At 26.1% G+C, this 399-nt stretch carries 1 protein-coding gene; it reads left to right on the top strand.

Features of this window, described 5'->3' with window-relative positions:
- On the top strand, positions 1-361 hold a 361-nt coding region (locus tag E6A48_RS11520; RefSeq protein ID WP_219710452.1), incomplete at its 5' end, for an ATP-binding cassette domain-containing protein.
- Positions 362-399 lie beyond the last annotated feature (38 nt).

Raw genomic sequence — 399 nt, 5'->3', positions numbered from 1 at the left:
TGTAAAACTTTTGAATATAAAAGTTGGATATAATCAAAATAAAATTATGAATCTTAGCGGGGGAAATCAGCAAAAAGTATGTATAGCTAGGTGTTTAAATTGTAAACCTAAAGTCATAATATTAGATGAACCTACTAGAGGGGTTGATATAGGAGCAAAACAGGAAATACACAAAATAATAGATGATTTAAGTAAAACAGGGGCAGCAATAATACTTATTTCTTCAGAGCTTCAAGAAATTATAGGAGCTGCTGATAGAATTATAACATTAGCTGATGGAAATATTACAAAAGAATTTAATCTAGTGAATAATAAAGTATCGCAAGAAGATATAATTTTAGGAGCATTAAAAGAAAAATAATACTAATATAAACTATTATAATATTTATATTTTTGCAT

The sequence above is a fragment of the Brachyspira pilosicoli genome (assembly GCF_019402445.1).
Lineage (GTDB): Bacteria > Spirochaetota > Brachyspiria > Brachyspirales > Brachyspiraceae > Brachyspira > Brachyspira pilosicoli_B.
The sequence above is the reverse complement of the archived record's forward strand: the minus strand, read 5'-3'. Positions and strand labels throughout refer to the sequence as shown.